The following is a 17422-nucleotide window of genomic DNA, read 5'->3' on the forward strand; positions in this document are numbered from 1 at the left end:
ATAACGAGTAAACCGACGATCAAGACAGGCGGAAAACCGCCTGCTCTTGACATGCGATTCAACAACTGTTATATATAAAACAAGGGTGAAAAGCTCAAACTGTAAGCTTACCACCCTTACATATCATAGAAGAATCTTATTTACAGACTTTTTCTCACAGTCTCGTTATTATGATCTCTTTAAATGCGAGACTTAAAATCCTCATTGTTGATCAAATTACTGTAGTATCTGTTTTTCCCTGCCAGAACATCATCATAGAAACCTTGTTTCCAGTCGATATAATTAATGGCATCTTGTATCTGCTGTTGTTGCGCCAACAACGAACTACGTTTTTGTTTAAGGATGCTTTTTCGTTCTGGAATTGTTGCTTCACCCTGAAGGCAGAGGGCAAGGTATTCTTTCATTTCATTAATACTCATACCACAGTTTTTTAAACAGTTTAAGCTGTTGATCCATGCAATATCTTTTTCATCAAAAATACGATGATTATTTTTGTCGCGTTTTACGTTAGGTACTAATCCCTGGTTACAGTAAAATTTCAAGGTTTCATATGATAACTGAGTTTGCTTGCATGTCTGTTTCATTGTAAACATAATGAGTCCTCCCAAAATATAAAATAAAAATCGTCAAATGTAAGCAACAGTGAATCAAGAATTAACCTTTACATTTTATGAAAAAATTCAAAAAAAGTACTTGACCGGTAGTAACAACCGGGTACTATAATTACATTATAACAGTAAAAATGTTTTTATCAAGGAGAAATATATATGCTTTATAATCCTCAGCTTGAAACTTTTTTGTGTGTTGTAGAGTCAGGGAGCTTCAGTAAGGCAGCAGAAAAACTGTTTATTACAGCACCGGCAGTGATCAAACAGATCAATTCTCTGGAAAGCAGTCTGAATCTGCAGTTATTTGACCGTACCCATAGGGGACTTATTGTGACAGAAGCGGGAAAATCTATTTATAAAGATGCCAAGTATATTATTCAATACAGTAAAGAATCTCTGATCAGAGCCGAAAATACAATGCAAGGCGATAAAGAAGTCATTCGTGTAGGTATTTCACCAATGACACCACCGCAGACTTTTGGCAGTTTATTTCCCAAAATACAGGAACTTTATCCAGAGATAAAGTTTCAGTTGATCCCGTTTGAAAATACTCCGGAAAATGCCAGAGAAATCCTTGGCAATCTTGGACAGAATATTGATGTAGTTGCAGGGATTTTTGATGATACACTGCTGGATCTTCGTAAATGCAGAGGAATAGAGATCAGCAGAGAAGAATTCTGCTGTGCAGTATCTATCCATCACCGTCTTGCTAAGAAAGAATACCTGGAAATCCAGGATTTGTATGGAGAAAATCTTATGCTGATCCACAGGGGATGGAGTGAATATATAGATATTCTAAGAGATGATCTCTGGGAACATCACCCGGAAATACAGATTGTGGATTTTGATTTTTACAATATGGAAACTTTTAACCGCTGCGAAAACAGTAATGATGTTTTGCTTGCTGTAAAGAGTTGGGAGAGTATTCATCCCCTTATGAAGATTATTCCCGTAAACTGGAATTACGGAATTCCCTTCGGACTTCTGTACTCCCAGGAACCCTCCAGAAAAGTTAAAAAAGTTCTGGATGCCATTGAAAGAACCAGAGACTTATAACCAAAAGTATATAGTGCATAACCAAATGAGACTTCTGCCGGAGTCTCATTTCTTTATAATAGAATAGTGAGAATGTTCATAAAGTATTGATTCATAATAAATGAACCAAGCAGTAAAAAGGAGGAAATTTGGAATTGAATAACTTTATTTTTGAAAACTCTACAAAAGTATTTTTTGGAAAAGGATGCGTGAAAGAATATCTTTCCTGTTGGGCCGGTAAATTTGGAGAAAGAGTTCTGCTCGCGTATGGCGGCTGTTCCATTAAGAAAAATGGTATTTATGAAGAAGTGACGAGTATTCTTGAAAAAGCAGGAAAAACTGTGATCGAATTTTCCGGAATCATGGCAAATCCTACTTATGAAAAAGTCTTGGAAGGGGCAAAGATCGCCAGAGAGAATGAGGTAGACTGGATTCTTGGAATTGGCGGTGGTTCAGTTATGGACTGCTGCAAAGCAGTATCCCTTGCTGCTATTAGTAAGAAAGATATCTGGAAAGAATACTGGGCAAAGCCAGGAATTATTGATTTTGAACCGTTACCTCTCGGAGTGATCGTCACTGTCGCAGGAACAGGAAGCGAATGTAACGGCGGAGCCGTGATTACAAACGAAGGACTGAAAGTAAAAACAGGTCGGGATTACCCGAAATGTAATCCGAAATTTGCTTTAATGGATCCGGAGTATACTTATACAGTTCCTGTCAGACAGATGGTTTCCGGAAGTTTTGATATCTTGTCGCATATCATGGAGACATATTTCAGTGAACCGGACGTAAGCAATGTATCTGATGATATTTCCGAAGCATTAATGAGAAATGTAATCCAGAATCTTCGTGTGGCAATAAAAAATCCAGAAGACTATACAGCACGCAGTAATCTTATGTGGGACGCAACTATGGCAGAAAACCGTATCATCAAACTTGGTAAAAAGTGTGATTTTGAATGTCATCAGATGGAACATCAGATTGGAGCTTTTACAAACTGCAACCATGGAGAGGGACTTGCAGTGTTGCATCCGGTTTATTATCGACATATTTATAAATATGGTCTGAAAAAATTCGTCCGTTTTGCAGAAAATGTCTGGCAAATCAGAAGAGGTGATATGACTGATGAAGCACTGGCAGAAGCAGGAATAAATGCGCTGGCAGATTTTATCAGAGAGATTGGACTTCCGACCAGTTTGAAAGAGCTTGGAGTTACGGAGGATATTGATCTGAGAGAAATTGCAGATTCCTGTAATCTGTCAGTTGGAAGTTATAAAAAAATGACACATGAAGAAATCCTGGAAATCTTCAGGGAATGTATATAAATCTGGGGTATCAGAAATGCACAGAAAAAAGAGATGTTATTTTATGGAGGTTTTAGTAATTTGTTTTTATGTTCTGTTTGCCTGCAGCGTTATCGTTGCAGGCAGGGAACATGATTCGGCAGGGAAAGAGGACACTGGAAATAAGATGAACACGAAAAAAGAAAGAGAAGCTGTTTATGACCGCCATACCAAAGTTCAGGATGTAATAAATGATCCGGCATTTGGAAGTTATGGACGCCTGATCTTTCCGGTAGATATACAGATTGACAATAGCCTGGAACTGGAAGATGTAGAGGAAATCCTTCCATGGTACAGTGAAGTAAATCCGGACAAAACTGTGGAAATTGCAAATTATATGAAAAATCAGGCTGCCAGAGATGAACAGATTTTTTATGACATTTATACAGATGAAGAGAAGGCAGCAGACCCGGAAAAAGAGGAGACTGGACTGTTCTTTTTCCGTGGAGATCCCGGAGAGAAGTTTGCTGTTTTAAATGCAGGCGGAGGATTTATGTATGTTGCCGGAATGCAGGATAGTTTTCCGCATGCACTAGAATTATCAAAAAAGGGATACAATGCGTTTGCTCTGATCTATCGTCCAGGAGCGCAGACTGCCTGTGAGGATCTTTCAAAGGCAATTGCCTTTATTTCAGATCATGCAGAAGAACTTCAGGTAGATCCGGATGATTATTTTTTGTGGGGTGGTTCTGCCGGAGCAAGAATGGCAGCATGGGTAGGCACTTATGGAACTTCTGCATTTGGTGAAAAAGAATATCCCGCACCAACAGCAGTGATCATGCAGTATACGGGACTTTCAGAAATTACAGGAGAAGAGCCGCCAACTTACGCATGTGTGGGAACAAGTGATGGCATTGCATCATACCAAACCATGTCTACGCGAATCAACAGGATAAAAGCCAACGGTACAAATGCAGAAATAGAAATCTTTAAAGGGCTTTCCCATGGTTTTGGACTGGGAGAAGGTACTGCCGCAGAAGGATGGCTGGATCATGCAGTTGAGTTCTGGGAAAACAATATGGGGTAAACCTGAAATGAAACCAAAAATAAAATTAAAAATATGCATAGATATACTGATGACAGCGGCACTGCTTTTTCTGATGCCCTATGAACTGGTTGGAAGAGTAGCACATGAATGGATTGGAACAGAGATATTTTTACTCTTTATCCTGCATCATATATTAAACAGGAAATGGACTGCCCATATGTTCAAGGGAAAATATACAAAATTCCGTATCCTCCAGACGATATTAGTGGCAGCAATTTTTATCAGTATGATCGGGAGCATGGTAAGCGGTATTCTGTTGTCAGAATATGTATTTGCAGCTATAAAAATCAAAGGCGTTGCAAATATGGCGAGAAATATTCATATGCTTTGTGCCTACTGGGGATTTATCCTGATGTCTCTGCATCTTGGACTACACTGGAACATGTTTCTCAAGATGCTTGACAGGAAAATACACCTCCCTGCCGGAAAGAAAAAATATATATTCCGGATTTTGGCAGGAGTAATTGCTGCCTACGGATGCCATGCATTTATAAAACGCCAGATTGGAAGCTATATGTTCCTGAAAAAACACTTCGTTTTCTTTGATTATACAGAACCACTGGTATTTTTTATGTTAGATTATATTGCTATTATGGGTCTTTTTATTATAGTTGGATATTACTTTAGCATGATCCTGAGAAAAAAATCATAAGACACATACTAAACAATCAAATTTTTTTGAAAAATTCTCGCAATACAAGCTCTCTTAAGCAGATAAGATGATAATCATATTTGCCTGAGAGAGCTTTTTATGTTGTTGACATAATCTGTCTCAGACAGAGATTCCATCTTATTAGTTATATATCCAGTTTTAACATAAAGGTTCATACAGCAAAACCAAGAGAATCTTCTGATTCATCTGCCTGTTTTTTATAATAAAAATATAAAATAACTCATTCATTACTGACTGCAATAGACACCTGACATAAAATATACAGGAGAAGAGGGGAAGAGTAAATGATACGCATGGCGATCGTAGAGGACGAAAAGATATACGTGGATAAATTGATGGAATATATACAAAAACTTCAGGACGAAAACGGATACCAGATAGAAGTTAAATGGTTTCGGGACGGATGTGATATAACAGACGGATATGACAGCAACTACGACATCATTCTGATGGATATTCAGATGAAATTTCTGGACGGAATGTCTGCTGCCAGAAAGATCCGTGAGCTGGATCAGGACGTAATTATTATATTTATTACCAATATGACAGACTACGCCATTCGAGGATACGAAGTTGGTGCAATGGATTATATTGTAAAACCCGTATCTTACTTTGCATTTTCAGAAAAATTAAAGAGAGCTATAAAAAAGATCTGTACCAGGAGCACTCACTACATCTCTGTTCCCGTAGAAGGTGGAATTCGAAAAATAGATATTTCTACCATCTATTATGTGGAAAGCCACGGACATAATCTCTGCTATAAAGCTGAAGAACTAGAACTGGAAGTCAGAGGAACAATGAATGAACTGGAAAAAGTATTGTCGCCGTACAGCTTTTTCAGATGTAGTAAGAGTTTTCTTGTAAATATGCAGTATGTAGAAGTAATTCAGGAAAACCAGTGTATTGTACATGGTGAACGTCTGTCGGTAGGACGCAAAAAAAAGAAAGAGTTTATGCAAAAACTTTTAAATTATATGAGCGAGGTGATGTAACCATGGAGACAATTTATCCTGATATTCCAAGAATTTGTACTGCTATGGCAGAGTGGATCATGTGCTTTGCTTACGTCTCTTTTCTTCCAAAAAGATATACCGGAAGAAAAAATATCCTATTCTGTATTATTGCATTGCTGCTGCAGATCTTTATTCTCGTTTCAACCGCCATTGTGCCGTTGAAATATTGGATTTTATGTATGATCCTGGCAGCAGGATGTATGTTTGCATTTATCTATATGTGTTGCGAACTTACTACCGGACAGGCTTTGTATTGCTGCGCAATTGCATTTATACTTGCAGAATTTATCGCTTCACTGGAATGGCAGCTTTATATCTATCTTCTAAAATGGAACCTGCAGTTTCCGGGAGAAAACCTTATCCTGCTTGCGATTATTTATATTGGAATGTTCTGGGTTGTTTTCTATCTGGAAGTTGCACTTTTGACAAAAGAATTTTTACAGGAACTCTCTGTATGGGAACTTATCTCAACCGTTGCGCTGGTAATTATGACATTCGCTTTCAGCAACATCAATTTTCTGGTTGCAGACCAGCCTTTTAACAATGCAGTACGATTGAACATTTTTGAAATGCGCACTCTGATAGATTTTTCAGGAATCGCAGTATTATATGCTTTTCAGAGCAGAGTTAGTGAATATATATCTAAAAAAGAAATGGAAAGTATCCAGACAATGCTGAAAAGTCAGTACGATCAATACCGCAGTTATCAGGACAGCATGGAATTTATCCGGATACAGAGACATGATCTGAAACATCATATTGCTCTGCTCCGGGCAGAAACAGATTTGCAGAAAAGAGAAGAATGGCTGGCTACCCTGGAGCATGAGCTGGATTCCAATAACTTTGTTGATCCTACAGGAAACCGGGTACTTGATGTCATTTTGTCTGCCAAAGGCCAGCTTATGAAAAAACAGAAGATCCATTTTACATGTGTTGCAGATGGGGCTCTTCTGGATTCCATTCATGTGACAGATATTTGTACAGTCATTGGTAATGCTCTGGATAATGCCATAGAAAGTGTCCTCATGGTCGAAAACTCGGAGAAACGAATGATACACCTGTCTCTGACTCAGAAAAATGATTTCATCTTTATACAGATAAGAAATTACTGCGAAAAGGAGCCTGTCTGGAAAGGCAAAGAACTTCTTACAACAAAAAAAATAAGAAAAATCATGGTTACGGAATAAAAAGTATTCGGTATTCCATAGAAAAATATGGCGGAAACATTACTACTGCTTATAAAGATAACTGGTTTGAATTATGTATTCTCATTCCAAATCAGAAAGAAGACGAACATTGATTCACTTATTTTTGCATTTTGTGCCATATATTTGTTAGTTGCGACAAAAACGAGCACAAATTTTTTATTATGATAAAATCCGTTACATCGGAAGAGAAACGGCCGTTTATCTGAAAAAAAGAAAGGAAAGAGGAAGAAAAAATGCTCGAACTTAACTGGAGTGACGTAGTCAGCACGATCACTCAGATCAAATAGTATCTGATAGCAATCGGTATTATCATTGCTGTCGCTGTTATTGTTATGGTTGCCTGTCTGAAGCTTGCAAAACATAAAAAATACATCATCCGTATGCAGGCATTTGTAGCGATGGTTACCGGAGTGGCAGTTGTGCTTAATCTGATATGTACAGGTCCTATGTACACCCTGCTTTCACTGGCATCTGGAACAGGTACTCTGACAGATGAAAGTATTGACAATGCAGAAAAACTCGCTGAAGAAATCGCAGGAGAAGGCATTGTCCTGTTAAAAAATGAAAACCAGATGCTCGCATTAGCAAATGAGAAAAAACTGAACGTATTTGGCTGTGCATCAACAGCTCCCTGCTATGGAGAAACCGGATCAGGTGCATTAAATGATAACTATCACTTTGTAGATCTTTTGGAGGGTCTTTCCAATGCCGGGTTTGAAACAAATACAGAACTTTCTGATTTCTATAAAGAATACAGAGACATGGAGTCTGCTGGGATATGAAGTCTTAAGAGATGCATCCGGAGCAGTGAGCATTGGCGGCGGACTGGGGGATTTTATCAGTTATGAAACAGGATTTTCTCTTGCACAATGCATTAACTTCCCACTTCAGAGAAATATCACATTTAAGAGCCACGGAAATCCGGTATATCAGGCAATCTGGTATTTCATTGCCTGGATTGTGATCTCTCTGATCTGCAACGGATTAAATAATCTCTGGATGCCGGTTGCAGCAGCTTATGTTTCTCCTGCTGTTTATAACATTCTGGTAACATTTATTACCGGAGGGGTATCCATGATCATTTTTTTCTTTGTGTTTAAAATTATATTCCCGGAAGGAGAGCAGAAGTAAAATGTCAGATAAGAAAATGTCCCCAAAAGAAAATGCAGCACCAGACAATACAAAAAATAAAAAGTCAAAGAAGAAAATGAAATTATGGAAAAAAATACTGATTGTTGTTCTGATCGTTGTTTTGATCATAGGAATTGCAGGGTTCTTTGTTATCCGGCATTTCTTTTATCAGCCGCTGATTAAGTCTGCAACAGGTTCTGATCAGGCTATTGTCGAAACTGCAAATGGAAAGATCCAGGGAAGTCTGGACGAAGATATTTATCAATATCTTGGAGTCCCTTATGCGCAGGCAGAAGAACGCTTTGTACCAGCAGAAGATGTTCCGAAATGGGACGGAATATTTGAGGCGATTTCCATAGGTGCTATGTCACCACAAAGTGGAATGTTGGGAATGTCTTCAGGCAATCAGGAAGGAACGGATAATAACTGCCAGAATCTGAATATCTGGACTCCTGGTATTCAGGATGGCAAGAAAAGGGCGGTTATGGTATGGCTTCACGGTGGTGGTTTCTCTACAGGTTCTGCCAATCAGGAACAGTACAATGGAAAAGACCTGAGCGAAAGTGGAGATGTTGTAGTCGTTTCTGTCAATCATCGTCTTGGCGCAGCAGGTTTTCTGGATCTGTCTGCCTATGATGATAAATATCAGTATTCCGGAAATGTAGGATTAACAGATATTGTTAAAGCACTGGAATGGATTCAGAATAATATCGAAGATTTTGGTGGTGATCCTGACAATGTAACCTTGTTCGGTCAGTCTGGCGGTGGGGCGAAAGTACTTGCTATGATGACATCTCCATATGCAAAAGGATTATTCCACAGAGGAATCGTAGAGAGTGGTGCAACAGAAACCATGGGTGTTACTTTTGCAAGTCAGGAGGCCAGCACTCATCTGACAGAAAGAATCCTGGATAAACTTGAAATTGACAACAATAATATCGAATACCTGCAGCAGATAGACTGGAATAAACTGGAAGATGCCTCACAGGAAGCTCATGTCTCATAAAGCAGACCAGAATGGTGCAAATGTATATGCTTATGTATTTACATGGGATAATTCTGCACTGGGCGCGTTCCATGGTGCGGAAATCTCGTTTGTATTTGACCATTCTCAGAGCAGCAGTACTGCACAGAAACTTGCAGACCAGATTAGCCAGGCATGGGTTAACTTTGCAAAGACCGGTGTTCCGTCTGCAGAAGGTCTTCCTGAATGGGAACCATATGACCGACAGAATGGTGCAACGATGCTGCTGGATGAAAATTCAACTTTAGTATACGGTCACGACAGGAAACTGATGAGTCTGCTTGCACCAGATTATGTGTACTGATAATGATAAACATCAATGAAAAATATTAATTTTTGTAAAATTAAATTTGAAAACAGTTTTCAGACAGGAAAATCCCACTGCCATAAATATCAGCAGTGGGATTTTCTATATAAAATAACCGAAACATATCAGGAGAAATATGTTCCGGCCATTTTTATGGAGGTTAATAACATTTATAACGGATTACCAGTTTTTCTTTTCAGTTTCGCTTTTGTGGTTGTTTTTTCGCTCTTCTACCATTTTTGCGAACCATTCTACCATATTCGGATTATAGTGAGAGAAGAAAGAGCTTGCCTTTTTGTCTAACTGCGTGATCTTTTCCATATCTTCAGCTGAGAGAGTGAAGTCAAATACATTAAGATTCTCTACCATGCGTTCATAATGTGTGGATTTCGGAATAACTACAACGCCTCTCTGGATGTGCCAGCGTAAGATAACCTGAGCACTTGTTTTACCGTATTTTGCGCCGATTTCCTTTAATACAGGTTCTTCAAAGAGACCGCCGCGTCCTTCTCCGAATGGAGCCCAGGCTTCAATCTGAATGTTATATTTATCCATCCATTTTTTTGCTTCAATCTGCTGATTGTGAGGATGTGTTTCTACCTGATTGACCATTGGACAGATATTTGTAAATGAAGCAATATCTACAAGACGGTCAGGATAGAAGTTTGATACACCGATTGCACGCACAGTACCCTCTTTATATAAATCCTCTAATGCATGCCATGCTCCATAGTAATCAGAGAATGGCTGATGCAGAAGAAGCAGATCAAGATAATCTGTTTTCAGCTTTTTCAGAGATTCTTCCACGGATTTTCGACAGGCATCATAACCATAATGTTCTACCCACACTTTTGTGGTAAGAAAGATTTCTTCTCTCTGAAGTCCTGATTTCTGAATCGCACTGCCGACTTCCTCTTCATTAAAGTAGCTCTGAGCGGTATCCAGACTTCTGTATCCGGCTTTTAATGCATCCAGGACGCAGCGCTCACATTCATCCTTTGTTACCTGATATACGCCATATCCCATGATCGGCATTTTGACACCATTCGAAAGTGTTACATATTCCATTGTATCTTGCTCCTTTCGTGTTGTTTCTTAATTCTCTTTTATTATAGAAAATGTAAATCCCAAATTGAAGATTCTCTTTGTTTTGCAGTTTAAACCTTTTGGTAAAGTCTGGAGAAGTAATAAGACAGTATAAACCAAGAGGTATACACTACATAACTAATAGAAACTTCCAGTTAAAATGGAAAGATTATATAATACAGTCAGAAATAAAGTTGAAAAGGAGACAAGTCAAAAAATGGAATATACAATATTAAATAATGGAATCAAAATGCCAATGGCAGGAATCGGAACTTTTCTTCTTTCACCGGATGAAGCAGAGAACTCTGTTTTATCTGCACTGAAAGAAGGCTATCGTCTGATTGATACGGCCAATGCTTATATGAACGAGAAAGCCGTAGGACGTGCAATTAAGAAATCTGGTGTGCCAAGAGAAGATATCTTTCTTGAAACCAAGCTGTGGCCGTCTTTTTATGAGAATGAAGATGCTGTAGAAAAAACTCTGGAAAGACTGGATACAGATTATATTGATCTGTTACTGATCCATCAGCCTGCAGGAAATTATATTGCCGGTTATCGCCTGATGGAAAAAGCATACAAAGAGGGAAAGGTAAAAGCTATAGGGCTGTCAAACTTTACAAAAGAAGGTGTCCAGGAAATTTTAGGTATCTGTGAGGTAAAGCCAACTGTTTTACAGACAGAAGTTCATCCATATGATCAGAAAAAAGAGCTGAAAGAATTTCTTGCAAAAGAGGGTATTAAGATTCAGGCATGGTATCCGCTTGGACATGGCGATGCAGGACTGATGAAAGAGCCGGCTTTTGTAGCTGATGGAAGTAAATATAAGAAAAGTACAGCACAGATCATTCTCCGTTGGCACATTCAGGATGGAAACATTGTAATCCCAGGTTCCAAAAATCCAGAGCATATCAAAGCCAATCTGGATCTGTTTGATTTCCAGCTTACAGAAGAAGAGATGAAAGAAATCGTAGCATTAAATAAAAATGAAACCTATTATCATCAGACACCGGAACTTCTGAAAAAATATGTAGAAATGATTCCGCCGGTAGATGAACAGAAATAGGAATGAAAGAGGAGAATAAATTTATGAGTATCTTATTTATCAATGGAAGTCCGAATAAAAATGGGAATACTGTCGCATTGGCACAGACTTTACTGAAAGGTAAGGAATACGAAACATTGAATCTGACAGAATATAAGGTTTACAGTTATGGTCACAAATTCAAGGATGACCAGCTTTCTGAAATTATTTCAAAGATGAAAGAAGCCGATACAATCGTGATCGGATCTCCATTATACTGGCACAATATCTGCGGTGCTGTACGAAATGTGCTTGACCGTTTCTATGGACTGGTACAGCAGAATGAACTTTCAGGCAAAAAAATGTATTTTCTGTTTCAGGGTGCAGCTCCTGAGAAATGGATGATGGAAGCTGGAGAATATACCATGAAACGTTTTGCAGGGCTTTATGGAATGACATACATGGGAATGGCAACAGACAGATTAGAAGCACAGAAAATGTCTGAAAAACTATAAGGAGAACTCATCTGAATGAAAGCAAACAAGATAGCGATGCTTGGTCTTGCAGCTTTGCTTGGAAGTACAGTATATGGAAACGTCAGTGTTATAAAGGCAGAAAATAATCAGCTGGAAGAAGGGCTTGATGCCATTGAGGATGCGATAGGAAAGGGTAAAGATTCTGACAGTGAAAATAATTCTCAAAGTGCATCAAAAGGAGAAACAGATATGCAGGAAGGAAGTTCTGACAATACAATCGGAACTCCAGATGATTTTCCGGCAGCTTATGATTTTGGCAGTGGAAAGATCAGTGATTTTTCCAGAAATTATATGTTGAAAAAAATGCCGGAGCCAGAACAAAATGATACAGTTTTGAATACAGATGCAGATCCGGACAACATCCAGGTTCTCTATTTATGGGAAGAGGAAAATGTCCCTGCAAAAACAACGTTTACAAAAGACATGACTGGTTATTTTGACGACTGGGATTTCCGCCCTTATGTGACAGCAATTCCTGTTGCGAAAGGTGTAACGCCAAAAGGTGCTGTTGTACTGATGGCGGGAGGAGCTTATCAGTTCCGTGGAAATTATACAGATTCCCTGCCAACTGCAGCAGCTCTCCGCGAATACGGTTTCCAGACATTTATTGTAGATTACAGGCTTTCTCCGTATACTCAGGAAGAGGGGGCTCTCGATGTTGCCAGAGCCGTCCGGTTTATCCGGAAAAATGCAGATGTATATGGAATTGAACCAGATGATATTGCAGTCATGGGATTTTCCGCCGGAGGAATTCAGGCAGGTGAGTTTCTTATGCATTACGATGAGGATGTAAATGGAACAGCACTGGATTCTTCCTATGTCCCAGATGAATTAGACCAGATTCCGGCTCACGCTTCTGCTGACGGTATGATCTATTCTTTCTATGGAAGATTAAGTGTGGGAAACATGGATCCAGACTGGCTTTCAGAAGGAGATCTTCCTCCAACGTTCTATGTATACGGTACTGAAGATCCATTTTATGATCAGTTTGAGGAACAGTATGATGTGATCAGGAATATAGGTATCCAGACCAGCCGGATCGTTCTGAATGGGTGGCCACATGGTTTCGGCTCCGACGGAGGATGGATAAAACAGTATGCAGACTGGCTGGAAGAGATTTTCAAACAGGAGTGATGAGAAACAGGCATGAATAAAAAGAAATTAAAAAGATTGCTGATCATAATCTTGATTCTCATGATCATTCTTGCCGGTGGATGCGGATATTTATTTATGGGCAGTAAAATTACAGATGCCAGTGATAATGTGACAGCAGGAGCAGATGGGAGCAAATCTCTGATCGTATATTTTTCAAGGATGGGTGAAATACCCGGGGAACCGGATGCAGTTTCATCAGCAACAGTAAGTTCCAACTCTGAGATATCCGGCAGTGATACCGAAGCCGCAGCACAGATAATCCAGCAGATCACCGGAGCAGATATGTATCAGATAAAGACAAGCCGGTATTATCGTAAATCATTTATGGGTACAGCAGCAAGGGCATGGATTGAGAATACTTTGAATATGCGTCCTGTACTGGCCGCAAAACCGGAAAATCTGGATGCGTATGACACGATTTATGTGGGTTATCCAATCTGGTGGTTTAATGCACCTATGGCGATTGGATCTTTTCTGGAAAGTTATGATCTTTCAGGAAAAACCATAGTACCATTCTGTACCAGTCAGGATAATGGAATTGATGTAAGCATGGATTATATAAGAAAGAATGCTAAAAATGCAGAAGTTCTGGAAGGACATCGGATTCACAATTCTGACTCTGCGGAAATAAAAACATGGTTAAAAGAAATTGGAACTATATCATAAAAAGCACAATATATTAGGGAGCCGGCAGAAAGGCTCCCTTTTGTTGTCTGATGAGTTTTAACCAAAAGGTTTAAACTGCAAAACATAGCGAATCTTCTTATCGAAAATAACCTGAGTTACAATATAGCTGTAAAAAAGATAATAAAAAAAGGAGATGCAAGAATGAATTCAAAAAAACGACTTTCCCTGCTGATGATCGGTGCAACAGTAACAAGTCTGATGGGCGGAACTGTCAGCACATATGCTGCTGATAATACAGAAACAACAGAACCTCTCACAATTGCAGAACAGGGCATTTTTTCAGCGGGAGGAATTACTATTACTTCAGATGGTACCTTTAATCCGGAAGATCAGTGGGAAGAGACCGGTGCCGGTCAGACATCTCATGTAGATCATGCAAATGTTTTATACCAGATTCCGGAAGAAGAAACCAGTTTGCCAATGGTATTCCTGCATGGATATGGACAGTCACGTATGGGTTGGATGACAACTCCGGATGGAAGAGAAGGATGGGCAGAAATGTTTCTCAGAGATGGACATAGTGTTTATCTTGTAGATGAACCAAGACGAGGAGAAGCAGGACAGACATCTGTAAGCGGTACGATCAGTACAAAAACTCTGGATCAGCGCTGGTATACACAATTTCGTATCGGTCGTTGGGAAGATGGAAAATCAGTTCCAAATGAAGGCTCTCAGTTTCCTAATGATGATAATTCTGTAGATCAGTTTTTCCGTCAGATGACTCCGGATACAGGAATGACTTCTGATATGGGTGGAGATTTTGATAATGATGTAGTTGCCCAGGCACTGGCCGCCACAGTAGATGAGGTATATGAAAGATCAGGAAAAGATTCTATTCTTGTAACTCATTCACAGGGCGGCGGTCCAGGCTGGACAGCTGCTAAATATACAGATCATATTGTAGCGATTGTAGCAATCGAACCAGGCGGAGCACCATCATCAGATTCAGAAGATTACCAGACAGTCCTCGAAAAGAAAATTCCAGTTACTATGTATTTTGGGGATTATATTGATAATGGTGATACTGTAATCCAGGCAACAGGTATGTGGCAGGGAATGCGCCAGGCATGTTACGATTTTGCAGATGCCTATACAAAAGCAGGCGGAAACTGTACTGTAGTCGATCTTCCGAAAGAGGGCATTACAGGAAATGATCATTTTATGTTCCAGGATCTGAATAATGATGTGATCCAGGAACATATTGAAAACTGGATACAAGAAAATGTAGAAGCATAAGTAAAGGGGAGGACAAAAATGAAAGCAAAAAAAATAATTTCAGTTATTCTTACAGGTATTGTAGCAGCAAGTATGCTTGCAGGATGCGGCAGCAGTTCCAGGAGTCAGACAGATAACACAGAAAGTTCTTCTCAGAATGAGACTAGCAGTTCTTCTGCAAGTGAAACAGCAGATGCAACGGAGGATTCTGAAAATACAGAAACAACTGAAAGTACGGATACATCTGAAAACACAGAAACACCTACACCAGCAGAAACCGATGATTCCTCTGAAACAGCTGTTGCAGAGGATACGGAAGCTACAGGAAAAACTCTGGTTGTATATTATTCTGCAACAGGAACTACTGAAGGAGTTGCACAGACAATCGCAGATACAACAGGTGGTGATTTATTTGAAATCCAGCCGGTGGAACCTTATACAGATGATGATCTGGACTGGACAAATGATGATAGTCGTGTATCCAGAGAACATGATGATGAAAGTTTAAGAGATGTAGATCTGGTATCCACATCTGTAGATAACTGGGATTCTTATGACACTGTATTCATTGGTTATCCTAAAATGGAGTATAGTTTATAGTAGTGTATAGCGTGTATTGAGTTATAAATATGAGGTTGAAAACTACGGTATACACAAATAATGCAGAAAAATGTGTATCACGTTTATGTAGAGAATGACATAGAAAAGGAGCTGCTGTAAGTGAAGAAACATATAAGTTGGATGTTACTTGCCGTTTGTATATTAGCAGGAGTTTTACTGACAGGATGCGGATCGAATAAATTAGATAATCAGGGTAGTGAAACCGCACAGAATACAGAGACTGAACAGGAGAGTTCAGAGAACGAAAATTCTGATGAAGCAGAAATAACAGCAGCAGTGACAGAAGCGGCAGCAACTGAAGCACCTGCACAGGATAGCACAGGAGAAACAGGTAAAGTTCTGGTTGTATATTACTCTGCAACAGGAAGTACAAAAGCCGTAGCAAATTATATTGCAGATGCAACGGGTGGAGATTTATTTGAGCTGGAGTCTGTAGAACCTTATACAGATGAGGATCTTGACTGGACAAATGACGACAGCCGAGTATCAAGAGAGCATGACGATGAGAGCCTGAGAGATGTAGATCTGGTTTCTACGACGGTCGATAACTTCAGTGAGTACGATGAGATTTTGATAGGTTATCCCGTGTGGTGGGCAGTGGCTGCATGGCCAGTAAATCAGTTCATCAAAAACAATGATTTTACAGGAAAAACAGTTATTCCATTTTGTACATCAGCTTCCTCTGGAATTGGAGATAGCGGAAAACTCTTGGAGGAAATGGCGGGAACTGGAGACTGGCAGGAAGGAAAGAGATTTTCTTCCAATGCATCAGAAGAAGAGGTTCAGGACTGGGTAAAAAGCCTGAATCTGAACTAAATATAAAGAATGCTATGAGCAGCAGGAACAACGATTAAAAGTCAAGTTTCTGCTGCTTTTCTAATATTTGGCAACAATAGGCTGGTTGCACAGTATCTGCCCGGCCATTTCAGTAGATCTGCTGAATAGCTTTCTCCCGGAAGTGTGGTATAGTCTTGTGCTTGCAACAGAAGAAACCACACAGAAGGGAGAAACCGCTATGGCAGAACAGCCAGATATCATCTGGAACGAACAGTGTTTGGGGATACGAATAGGCGAACAGGTGTGCACTTATCTGAAGAAGCACGATACGGAATACCAGAGACTGCAAAAGAAAATACTGGAACTTATAGAGAAGTATCCAGTAATAGAAACACTTATGGAGTCGAATGAGCCAATTAGCCTAAAGACAGAAGAGCATAAGGCAGTGCACCGATATTTCCAACTGGAGAGCGAGAAGGAAATGATAGAAGAACAGTACCATTTTTATATGGGGCAGGCTCAAATGATTTCTTATGGAGCTATGCTGGGGAAAATAAAAAAAGCAATACTGGGAAAGGATGACGGTGACACACAAAAACTGCTGGAGTTGCTGATGGATACCTGGATTGATGAGGTAGAAGATCAGCTGAAAGAAAATACAGTGTACCAGGAAATGCTGGAAAAAATATCAAAATATGAAAAACAAATTCAGACAATGGGATTATCAAAAGAAAAGCGAAAAATGATAGACGTATATGTTACTGAAGTCAGTGAGAGATGGATATTATATGCGGAATCTTTATATCAGGCCGGTATGCAGAAAATCCTGGAATTACTGAATCTGTAAAAGAGACGGATAAAATGGGGAAGCACGAAAGAAACTTCCCCATTTGTCACTTCTATTCATCTTTGCCATCAATGAGAAATATGTATG

The 17422-nt window shown here is 39.4% G+C and carries 19 protein-coding genes and 1 pseudogene; 18 read left to right on the forward strand and 2 right to left on the reverse strand.

Annotated features, from left to right (window positions below; genetic code table 11):
* Positions 1-179: 179 nt before the first annotated feature.
* Complete coding sequence (locus LIQ05_RS18480) at positions 180-593, reverse strand: MerR family transcriptional regulator (RefSeq protein ID WP_226822817.1); 414 nt, start codon at positions 591-593, stop codon at positions 180-182.
* A gap of 174 nt (positions 594-767) precedes the next feature.
* Between LIQ05_RS18480 and LIQ05_RS18485 the strand changes: the two genes are divergently transcribed.
* The 10 genes and pseudogenes from LIQ05_RS18485 to LIQ05_RS18530 all read left to right on the forward strand — a co-directional run bounded on the left by LIQ05_RS18485 (position 768) and on the right by LIQ05_RS18530 (position 9387).
* Positions 768-1664 (forward strand): LysR family transcriptional regulator, encoded by an 897-nt coding sequence (locus tag LIQ05_RS18485; RefSeq protein ID WP_226822818.1) that lies wholly within the window; start codon positions 768-770, stop codon positions 1662-1664.
* 134 nt (positions 1665-1798) lie between these two features.
* A complete protein-coding gene (locus tag LIQ05_RS18490; protein WP_226822819.1) occupies positions 1799-2968 on the forward strand; it encodes an iron-containing alcohol dehydrogenase in 1170 nt (389 codons plus the stop codon).
* 43 nt (positions 2969-3011) lie between these two features.
* The gene (locus LIQ05_RS18495; protein ID WP_226822820.1) at positions 3012-4013 is read left to right on the forward strand and encodes an alpha/beta hydrolase; all 1002 of its coding nucleotides are present in this window, start codon (positions 3012-3014) and stop codon (positions 4011-4013) included.
* Positions 3985-4686 (forward strand): DUF4405 domain-containing protein, encoded by a 702-nt coding sequence (locus LIQ05_RS18500; protein WP_264292808.1) that lies wholly within the window; start codon positions 3985-3987, stop codon positions 4684-4686. Before LIQ05_RS18495 ends, LIQ05_RS18500 begins: the two co-directional genes overlap by 29 nt.
* 305 nt (positions 4687-4991) lie before the next feature.
* Positions 4992-5699 (forward strand): LytR/AlgR family response regulator transcription factor, encoded by a 708-nt coding sequence (locus LIQ05_RS18505; RefSeq protein ID WP_226822821.1) that lies wholly within the window; start codon positions 4992-4994, stop codon positions 5697-5699.
* 923 nt (positions 5700-6622) lie between these two features.
* Positions 6623-7020: pseudogene (locus LIQ05_RS20790) on the forward strand (ATP-binding protein).
* A 240-nt stretch (positions 7021-7260) separates the two neighbouring features.
* Positions 7261-7710, forward strand: coding sequence for a glycoside hydrolase family 3 C-terminal domain-containing protein (locus tag LIQ05_RS18515; protein WP_226822822.1), 450 nt, complete (start codon positions 7261-7263; stop codon positions 7708-7710).
* On the forward strand, positions 7634-8059 hold the full coding sequence (locus LIQ05_RS18520) for a hypothetical protein (protein WP_226822823.1): 426 nt from the start codon (positions 7634-7636) through the stop codon (positions 8057-8059). The genes LIQ05_RS18515 and LIQ05_RS18520 overlap by 77 nt, the downstream gene beginning before the upstream one ends.
* Position 8060: 1 nt before the next feature.
* The gene (locus LIQ05_RS18525) at positions 8061-9065 is read left to right on the forward strand and encodes a carboxylesterase family protein (RefSeq protein WP_226822824.1); all 1005 of its coding nucleotides are present in this window, start codon (positions 8061-8063) and stop codon (positions 9063-9065) included.
* Positions 9055-9387 carry a carboxylesterase family protein gene (locus tag LIQ05_RS18530; RefSeq protein ID WP_226822825.1) on the forward strand — a complete coding sequence of 111 codons (333 nt, stop codon included), beginning with the start codon at positions 9055-9057 and terminating at the stop codon, positions 9385-9387. Before LIQ05_RS18525 ends, LIQ05_RS18530 begins: the two co-directional genes overlap by 11 nt.
* Before the next feature lie 183 nt (positions 9388-9570).
* Here LIQ05_RS18530 and LIQ05_RS18535 read toward each other — a convergent pair whose 3' ends face one another.
* The gene (locus LIQ05_RS18535; RefSeq protein WP_226822826.1) at positions 9571-10458 is read right to left on the reverse strand and encodes an aldo/keto reductase; all 888 of its coding nucleotides are present in this window, start codon (positions 10456-10458) and stop codon (positions 9571-9573) included.
* 235 nt (positions 10459-10693) lie between these two features.
* Here LIQ05_RS18535 and LIQ05_RS18540 point away from each other — a divergent pair, with 235 nt between their 5' ends.
* The 8 genes from LIQ05_RS18540 (at position 10694) to LIQ05_RS18575 (ending at position 17335) form a co-directional block, all read left to right on the forward strand.
* Positions 10694-11539, forward strand: a complete 846-nt coding sequence (locus LIQ05_RS18540; protein WP_226822827.1) for an aldo/keto reductase — start codon at positions 10694-10696, stop codon at positions 11537-11539.
* 23 nt (positions 11540-11562) lie between these two features.
* A complete protein-coding gene (locus LIQ05_RS18545; RefSeq protein ID WP_226822828.1) occupies positions 11563-12012 on the forward strand; it encodes a flavodoxin family protein in 450 nt (149 codons plus the stop codon).
* A 15-nt stretch (positions 12013-12027) separates the two neighbouring features.
* A complete protein-coding gene (locus LIQ05_RS18550) occupies positions 12028-13167 on the forward strand; it encodes an alpha/beta hydrolase (RefSeq protein WP_226822829.1) in 1140 nt (379 codons plus the stop codon).
* A 12-nt stretch (positions 13168-13179) separates the two neighbouring features.
* On the forward strand, positions 13180-13854 hold the full coding sequence (locus LIQ05_RS18555; protein WP_226822830.1) for a flavodoxin: 675 nt from the start codon (positions 13180-13182) through the stop codon (positions 13852-13854).
* 162 nt (positions 13855-14016) lie between these two features.
* On the forward strand, positions 14017-15111 hold the full coding sequence (locus tag LIQ05_RS18560) for an alpha/beta hydrolase (protein WP_226822831.1): 1095 nt from the start codon (positions 14017-14019) through the stop codon (positions 15109-15111).
* An 18-nt stretch (positions 15112-15129) separates the two neighbouring features.
* Positions 15130-15690: a flavodoxin gene (locus LIQ05_RS18565; RefSeq protein WP_226822832.1), complete on the forward strand. Its 561-nt coding sequence runs from the start codon at positions 15130-15132 to the stop codon at positions 15688-15690.
* 120 nt (positions 15691-15810) lie between these two features.
* Positions 15811-16527 carry a flavodoxin gene (locus LIQ05_RS18570; protein WP_226822833.1) on the forward strand — a complete coding sequence of 239 codons (717 nt, stop codon included), beginning with the start codon at positions 15811-15813 and terminating at the stop codon, positions 16525-16527.
* Positions 16528-16726: 199 nt separating this feature from the next.
* Entirely contained in the window at positions 16727-17335 is a 609-nt protein-coding gene (locus LIQ05_RS18575) for a DUF6664 family protein (protein WP_226822834.1), read from the forward strand.
* The last annotated feature ends 87 nt before the right edge of the window (positions 17336-17422 follow it).

This window comes from Blautia glucerasea, from assembly GCF_020537505.1.
Lineage (GTDB): Bacteria > Bacillota > Clostridia > Lachnospirales > Lachnospiraceae > Blautia_A.

Excerpts from the sequence above, each read along its gene's own strand:
- LIQ05_RS18480 (WP_226822817.1), bottom strand. The coding sequence starts at position 593 with ATGTTTACAATGAAACAGACATGCAAGCAAACTCAGTTATCATATGAA.
- LIQ05_RS18485 (WP_226822818.1), top strand. The coding sequence starts at position 768 with ATGCTTTATAATCCTCAGCTTGAAACTTTTTTGTGTGTTGTAGAGTCA.
- LIQ05_RS18495 (WP_226822820.1), top strand. The coding sequence starts at position 3,012 with ATGGAGGTTTTAGTAATTTGTTTTTATGTTCTGTTTGCCTGCAGCGTT.
- LIQ05_RS18505 (WP_226822821.1), top strand. The coding sequence starts at position 4,992 with ATGATACGCATGGCGATCGTAGAGGACGAAAAGATATACGTGGATAAA.
- LIQ05_RS18515 (WP_226822822.1), top strand. The coding sequence starts at position 7,261 with ATGGTTGCCTGTCTGAAGCTTGCAAAACATAAAAAATACATCATCCGT.
- LIQ05_RS18520 (WP_226822823.1), top strand. The coding sequence starts at position 7,634 with ATGCCGGGTTTGAAACAAATACAGAACTTTCTGATTTCTATAAAGAAT.
- LIQ05_RS18525 (WP_226822824.1), top strand. The coding sequence starts at position 8,061 with ATGTCAGATAAGAAAATGTCCCCAAAAGAAAATGCAGCACCAGACAAT.
- LIQ05_RS18530 (WP_226822825.1), top strand. The coding sequence starts at position 9,055 with ATGTCTCATAAAGCAGACCAGAATGGTGCAAATGTATATGCTTATGTA.
- LIQ05_RS18535 (WP_226822826.1), bottom strand. The coding sequence starts at position 10,458 with ATGGAATATGTAACACTTTCGAATGGTGTCAAAATGCCGATCATGGGA.
- LIQ05_RS18540 (WP_226822827.1), top strand. The coding sequence starts at position 10,694 with ATGGAATATACAATATTAAATAATGGAATCAAAATGCCAATGGCAGGA.
- LIQ05_RS18545 (WP_226822828.1), top strand. The coding sequence starts at position 11,563 with ATGAGTATCTTATTTATCAATGGAAGTCCGAATAAAAATGGGAATACT.
- LIQ05_RS18550 (WP_226822829.1), top strand. The coding sequence starts at position 12,028 with ATGAAAGCAAACAAGATAGCGATGCTTGGTCTTGCAGCTTTGCTTGGA.
- LIQ05_RS18555 (WP_226822830.1), top strand. The coding sequence starts at position 13,180 with ATGAATAAAAAGAAATTAAAAAGATTGCTGATCATAATCTTGATTCTC.
- LIQ05_RS18560 (WP_226822831.1), top strand. The coding sequence starts at position 14,017 with ATGAATTCAAAAAAACGACTTTCCCTGCTGATGATCGGTGCAACAGTA.
- LIQ05_RS18565 (WP_226822832.1), top strand. The coding sequence starts at position 15,130 with ATGAAAGCAAAAAAAATAATTTCAGTTATTCTTACAGGTATTGTAGCA.
- LIQ05_RS18575 (WP_226822834.1), top strand. The coding sequence starts at position 16,727 with ATGGCAGAACAGCCAGATATCATCTGGAACGAACAGTGTTTGGGGATA.